At 55.0% G+C, this 6596-nt stretch carries 5 protein-coding genes and 1 riboswitch; of the genes, 2 read left to right on the forward strand and 3 right to left on the reverse strand.

Translation table 11 applies throughout. The annotated features are described in order from the left end of the window. Positions 1–130: 130 nt before the first annotated feature. Positions 131–1450 carry an MFS transporter gene (locus HMPREF2726_RS05865; RefSeq protein ID WP_009311854.1) on the forward strand — a complete coding sequence of 440 codons (1320 nt, stop codon included), beginning with the start codon at positions 131–133 and terminating at the stop codon, positions 1448–1450. A gap of 244 nt (positions 1451–1694) precedes the next feature. On the opposite strand, the gene HMPREF2726_RS05870 is transcribed toward HMPREF2726_RS05865, so the two are convergent. The 3 genes from HMPREF2726_RS05870 to HMPREF2726_RS05880 are packed head-to-tail and all read right to left on the reverse strand — an operon-like array spanning position 1695 to position 4268. Beyond that, positions 1695–2426: a class I SAM-dependent methyltransferase gene (locus tag HMPREF2726_RS05870; RefSeq protein WP_009311855.1), complete on the reverse strand. Its 732-nt coding sequence runs from the start codon at positions 2424–2426 to the stop codon at positions 1695–1697. Between the two features lie 58 nt (positions 2427–2484). Further along, complete coding sequence (locus HMPREF2726_RS05875; RefSeq protein WP_070602595.1) at positions 2485–3144, reverse strand: NAD(P)H-dependent oxidoreductase; 660 nt, start codon at positions 3142–3144, stop codon at positions 2485–2487. Continuing rightward, positions 3141–4268, reverse strand: a complete 1128-nt coding sequence (locus HMPREF2726_RS05880; protein WP_009311858.1) for a Gfo/Idh/MocA family protein — start codon at positions 4266–4268, stop codon at positions 3141–3143. Before HMPREF2726_RS05880 ends, HMPREF2726_RS05875 begins: the two co-directional genes overlap by 4 nt. Before the next feature lie 199 nt (positions 4269–4467). Further along, a riboswitch (TPP riboswitch) is annotated at positions 4468–4567 on the forward strand. A 92-nt stretch (positions 4568–4659) separates the two neighbouring features. Between HMPREF2726_RS05880 and thiC the strand changes: the two genes are divergently transcribed. Then, the gene (thiC, locus tag HMPREF2726_RS05885; protein ID WP_009311859.1) at positions 4660–6561 is read left to right on the forward strand and encodes a phosphomethylpyrimidine synthase ThiC; all 1902 of its coding nucleotides are present in this window, start codon (positions 4660–4662) and stop codon (positions 6559–6561) included. The last annotated feature ends 35 nt before the right edge of the window (positions 6562–6596 follow it).

The raw sequence follows: 6596 nt of genomic DNA on the forward strand, positions 1-6596 counted from the left end.
AAACGGATTTCGGGTTTTCAGACGACCTTTTTGTTATCAGGTTTGCCATGCGTGCAAAGCGGCAAGCCTTGAAAAGGAGCGGCTCTGCGTTAAACTGCAAGAGCAAAACAAGCAACGCAAAGGAAATACGATGGATATCCTTACCCGCCTTCAAAACTTGCCGCCGAGCAAGTTTCATTACAGGCTTTTGGTGCTGGTCGGTATCGGCTGGCTGTTTGACGCGATGGATACCGGGCTGGTGTCGTTCATCCTGCCCGAGCTGGGCAAAGACTGGTCGCTTGAGCCTGCGCAATTGGGCTGGATTGTCAGCATCTCCTTTGTCGGCATGGCATTGGGCGCGGTCATCAGCGGCTGGTTTGCCGACCGCTTCGGCAGGAAAACCGTTTTTGCCGGGACGATGGCGGTGTACAGCATAGCAACGGGTTTATGCGCGTTTGCACCCAACCTGTCCGCGCTTTTATTTTTCCGCTTCTTCGTCGGCGTAGGACTGGGCGGGCAGCTCCCCGTCGCGGTGTCCTTAGTCAGCGAATACGCCCCGCCGAAAGTACGCGGACGCTTTATCGTGTTGCTGGAAAGTTTTTGGGGGCTAGGCTGGCTTGCCGCAGCACTCGCTTCCTATTTCTTTATCCCAAAATTCGGCTGGCACAGCGCGTTTTTAATCGGCGCGCTGCCGATTGTGTATATCCCGCTGGTGTTGAAATTCATACCCGAATCCGTACCCTACCTGCTCTCGCAAGGCAAAACGGACGAAGCGCACCGGCTGGTCAGCCGCTTGGAAGAAGAAACGGGGATGACGCCCACCGCAACGGCCATCGCACCGCCGCAAAAGGAAAAACAGCGCATCCGTTTCATACAACTATGGCAACAGCCTTTCGCACGACGCACGCTGATGCTGTGGCTGGTTTGGTTCGGCATTGTATTTTCCTATTACGGCATTTTTACTTGGCTGCCGAAACTCTTGGTCGAACAAGGCAATACGGTGGTCAAAACCTTTGAATATGTGCTGGTGATGATTGTCGCGCAACTGCCCGGCTACATCGCGGCGGCGGCATTGGTGGAAAAAATCGGGCGCAAAGCGACTTTGGCGGGCTTTCTCGCCGCCTGCGCCGTCTGCGCGTGGTTTTTCGGGCAAAGCAGCAGCGCCGCCGAAGTCATGGCATGGGGCAGCCTGATGTCGTTCTTCAACCTCGGCGCATGGGGCGTTTTATACACCTACACACCTGAACTCTACCCCCTCCGCTTCCGTGCCTTCGCCTCCGGCTGGGCGGGCGCAATCGGACGCATCGGCGGTATCCTTGCGCCTATGGTGGTCGCCAAAATGGTCGGTGGCAGCGACGGATTCGGCAATATTTTCATGATGTTCGCCGGCGTGATGATGCTGATTGTATTGGTGATTTTAGCTTTAGGCGAAGAAACGAAAGGCAGGACGCTGGAAGATATCAACGGATAAACGCCGTTTTGCCCGTTGATGAATGATGTATAGCAAACATACTTAACTTTAAATACAGCATGTCATCAAATTCCGTCATTCCCGCGCAGGCGGGAATCCATCGTAAAACTTAAGAAACCCTAATTTGAAAAACAGTTTCTAAAATTTAAAAATGGATTCCCGCCTACGCGGGAATGACGGGGTCGGAAGCCCTGAAGTATCGAAAGTTAATTATGTTTGCTATAAAAGGCTGTCTGAATGGTTTTCAGACGGCCTTTATCTTTAAACAACCGAAAAACGGCGTGATTTCTTCGACGGTTTCAATAAACAGCCCTGCCTCGGCAAGCAATTTTTCCAGTTCGGCGAGGGAGCGGAAGCGGTATTCCGGCGGAGTGTTTTCCTGCATTTCCCGCCAAGTGTAGATGTGGTTTTCAAGCAGATAGGGTTTGATTTGCCGTTCGTAAACCTCGTGCGGGACGGTGTGTTCCAGCAGATAACGGTACACGCGGTCAAACTTGGCCGCATCCTGTCCGGCGTCAAACAGTATCAGCTCGTCCGCCATCAGCCACTCTCCGTCAGGCTTCAAGAGACGGCGTATGGTTTTCAAGGCCTGCGGCAGTCTGTCCGGCGGGATTTGGTGCAGGAACAGGGAAGTCAGTACCGTATCGGCGGCATACCCGGGCAAGTCTTCCCGCCCGATTTCACCCTCTACCAACCTGATTTCCGAATGCCCCGCCCAAGTCTGTCGGGCGGCGGCCAAGTTGGCTGCATCCGCGTCGATTCCGACAATATCCGCGTATTGTCCGACAAACGGCGCAAACGATTTTCCCGTACCGCAGCCCAAGTCTGCCAGGCTGCCGCCTTTGCGGGACGACAGGCGGTACAGCGTCTGCGCCAGCAGCGGGGTCGATTCAAAGGTATCGCGCCCGTCGGGCATGATTGTGCGTTCCACATAGCGGGACAGGGTTTGCGTCCATTGTTGTGCCTGGCTGTCCATGACCGGCTCCTTAAAAAAAACGGATAGACTTTGGTTTTAGGCCGTCTGAAAAGCCGCCCTACTCCGCCCAAATTACCGTTTCCGACGCATCACGGCGCGGTTTCGGAGAAATATCGCGCACACGGTAGCCGAAGGTTGCGGCGACGGACAATCCGTAATGTTCAGGGTCGAGCAATCCGTCTTCGGCAAGGATTTTTTCCACTACGGCATACTCCATGCCTTCGATGGCGCAAGAATCAATGCCGAGCATTGCTGCGCCGGTAAGCATATTGCCCAGCGCGATGTAGGTTTGCTTGCTTGCCCAGTCAAACAGGGCGCGTTCGTCGTCGGCGATGGGCATATCGTGGGTTTGGAAACGGCGGTAGCGTTCAAATGCGCCCGCCCGCTCTTCGGCAGTCAGACCGCGTCTGTCCATCAATTCTTCAAAAGCGGGGCTGTCGTAGCGGGCATGTTTTCGTGCCAACAGGAAAACGACGTGGCTGGCATCCGAAATGGAAGCCTGCATCCCCCAAGCGAAGGGTTTGATTTTTTCGCGCAAAGCTGCGTTCTGTACGACCACAAACTGCCACGGCTCGCAGCCGACGGAGCTGGGCGAAAGCCGTCCGAAGTCAAGGATGGCGGCAAAATCTTCGGCACTGATTTTGCGCGCAGGGTCGTAGTAGCGGACGGAAACGCGGCGTTTGAAAATTTCGAGGGCTTGTTCGCGGGTCAGTATCATGATGATTCCTTTGATTGAGTATGGAAGGGGCTTCCTTTCGGACAATCAGAATGGTCAAACGTTCGCAAAGATTGCAACACCAGCGGCAGCGAAACCGTTTGACGGTTGTGTGCAGAAAGGTAGGCGGCGTTAATCAGCTCCAGCGATTTCAAGCCTTCGCGCCCATCGACAATAGGCTCGGCTTTGCCGCGCAATACATCGACAACATTCCGATAATACAGCGGATGCCCGAAACCGTACACCGACGTGGTTTCGTAATTGGCGGTTTTGACCTGTTCGTCGTAATCGCGCTCGTCGGCAAAATTCCACTCCTGAATTTCATTCACCGCCATACCGCCGATGCGTACCGTGCCGGTTTCGCCCAAAATGGTAATCGAGCCTTCGAGGTTTTTCGGATAGGTACACATGGTCACCGCCATCGAGCCGAGCGTGCCGTCGCGCCAACGGAGGTTCATCACGCCCGTGTCTTCGGCTTCAATTTTGCGGTGGGTCGCAATCATCGCCTGCACTTCCGCCACCGGGCCGATGAGCCATTCCATCAAATCGACGTAGTGGCTAGCCTGATTCATGAATGCGCCTCCGTCCATCTTCCAAGTGCCGCGCCAACCGCCCCCTTGGTCGTAATACGACTGCGGGCGCGTCCAAAAAACATTCAAATGCACCATATAGATTTTGCCGAAGCGTTGTTCTGCGACCGCGCGTTTGAGCAGTTGCAGCGTGGCGTTCAGACGGTTTTGTTTCACGACAAACAAACGTTTGCCCGCTTTGTCGGCAGCTTGAACCATAAGTTCGCCGTCGGCAAAGCAGGTTGCCATCGGTTTTTCGGTGACGACGTGAAAACCCGCTTCCAACGCCTCAACCGCCTGTTCGGGATGCAAGCCGGACGGCGTGGTGATGACGATTACGTCGGCATCGGTTTCTGCCAGCATGTCGGTATAGCGGGCATAGCCTTTCGCGCCGGTACGCTTGACCGCCGCTTCAAGCGCGGCAGGATCGATGTCGCACACGGCAACGAGTTCGCAATCTTCTTGCAATACCTCAAACGAGCCAAAATGGTTGTTGGAAATACGGCCGCAGCCGACTAAGGCGAATTTGATTTTGCGGTTTTGAATGGCTTCAGACATTTTCAGACGACGTATATAGTTATAAAAAACGGAAAAAGATTATAGATAAATCAGCCCTCAACCGATACCTAAAATCATGAAAAATTTGACGGGGCGGCAGGATATGGGTGTGCTTTCCGCCGTCGGCCCTTTCCTTTCAAACTCAGGCTGATATGAAGTTAATTTACAACAAATGCGTATCGTGGTTTATAATCCTACTCTTACGAAACAGGGGTGCTGCCTGATGTTCAGGCGGCTGAGAAATACCCTTTACACCCGATCGGGATAATACCTGCGTGGGGAGTTTTCACGGATTCTGTCTTTCAGACGACCTTTTTTGATATTGGGGTCGTCTGAAAAAGCAAAACGCTCCTGTTTCTTCTTTTCAAACGAGAAAACAGGAGCATTTTTTATGACTACGCCAAAGAAAACCGCCAAAACTTCCGGCAACGAAGCGCGCGAGCTTGCCGACTTGAGCGAAGACATCGGCATCCGCTTCAAATATCCGAACTCCGAACGCGTATATCTGCAAGGCAGCCGCGAAGACATCCGCGTGCCTTTGCGCGAAATCCGTCAGGACGACACCTACACGGCGCAAGGCACGGAAGCCAACCCGCCGATTCCCGTCTATGACACCAGCGGCGTGTACGGCGATCCGGCGGCACACATCGACCTGAAACAAGGCCTGCCGCACGTCCGCACCGCATGGCTGGACGAACGCGGCGATACCGAAATCCTGCCCAAGCTTTCCAGCGAATACGGCATCGAACGCGCACACGATCCGCAAACCGCCCATCTGCGCTTCAACCAAATCACCCGCCCGCGCCGCGCCAAAGCAGGTCGCAACGTAACCCAGCTTCACTATGCGCGCCGCGGCATCATCACGCCGGAGATGGAGTTTGCCGCCATACGCGAACGCATGAAGCTGGACGAACTTTTCAGACGGCCCGAATACGCCAAACTCTTGAAACAGCACGCGGGGCAAAGTTTCGGCGCAAATATCCCGACCCACCCCGACCAAATCACGCCTGAATTCGTGCGCCAAGAAATTGCCGCCGGACGCGCGATTATCCCCGCCAACATCAACCACCCCGAACTCGAACCGATGATTATCGGCCGCAACTTCCGCGTCAAAATCAACGGCAACTTGGGCAACTCCGCCGTAACCTCCAGCCTGACCGAAGAAGTCGAAAAAATGGTGTGGTCGCTGCGTTGGGGCGCGGACACGATTATGGATTTATCCACCGGCGCGCATATCCACGAGACGCGCGAATGGATTATCCGCAACGCGCCCGTCCCCATCGGCACCGTGCCCATCTATCAGGCTTTGGAAAAAACCGGCGGCATTGCCGAAGATTTGACTTGGGATTTGTTCCGCGACACCTTAATCGAGCAGGCGGAACAAGGCGTGGACTATTTCACCATACACGCGGGCGTGTTGCTGCGCTATGTGCCGATGACCGCCAACCGCCTCACCGGCATCGTATCGCGCGGCGGCTCCATCATGGCGAAATGGTGCCTCGCCCACCATCAGGAAAACTTCCTCTACACGCATTTCGACGAAATCTGCGAAATCATGAAAGCCTACGACGTGTCGTTCAGCCTCGGCGACGGCCTGCGCCCCGGCTGCATTGCCGATGCCAACGACGAAGCGCAGTTCGCTGAATTGCACACCTTGGGCGAATTGACCGGCAAAGCGTGGGAACACGACGTACAAGTCATGATCGAAGGCCCCGGCCATGTGCCGTTGCAACGCGTCAAAGAAAACATGACCGAAGAGCTGCAACACTGCTTTGAAGCGCCTTTCTACACACTCGGCCCGCTCGTTACCGACATCGCCCCCGGCTACGACCACATCACCTCAGGCATAGGCGCGACCAATATCGGCTGGTACGGCACAGCCATGCTCTGCTATGTTACCCCGAAAGAGCATCTCGGCCTGCCCGACAAAGAAGACGTGCGCACCGGCATCATCACCTACAAACTCGCCGCCCACGCCGCCGACCTCGCCAAAGGCTGGCCGGGCGCACAATTACGCGACAACGCTCTGAGCAAGGCGCGTTTCGAGTTCCGCTGGCGCGACCAATTCCGCTTAAGCCTCGACCCCGAACGCGCCGAGAGCTTCCACGACGAAACCCTACCTGCCGAAGGCGCAAAAATCGCCCACTTCTGCTCAATGTGCGGCCCCAAATTCTGCTCGATGAAAATCACGCAGGAAGTACGCGACTACGCCGACAAGCAAAAAGCCCAGCGGCAGGGCATGGAAGAAAAAGCGGTCGAGTTTGTGAAGAAAGGGGCTGAGATTTACAGTTGATAAAAAGGTCGTCTGAAAAGTTTTCAGACGACCTT

The organism is Neisseria sp. HMSC074B07 (assembly GCF_001810355.1).
In the GTDB taxonomy this organism is placed as follows: Bacteria; Pseudomonadota; Gammaproteobacteria; order Burkholderiales; family Neisseriaceae; genus Neisseria.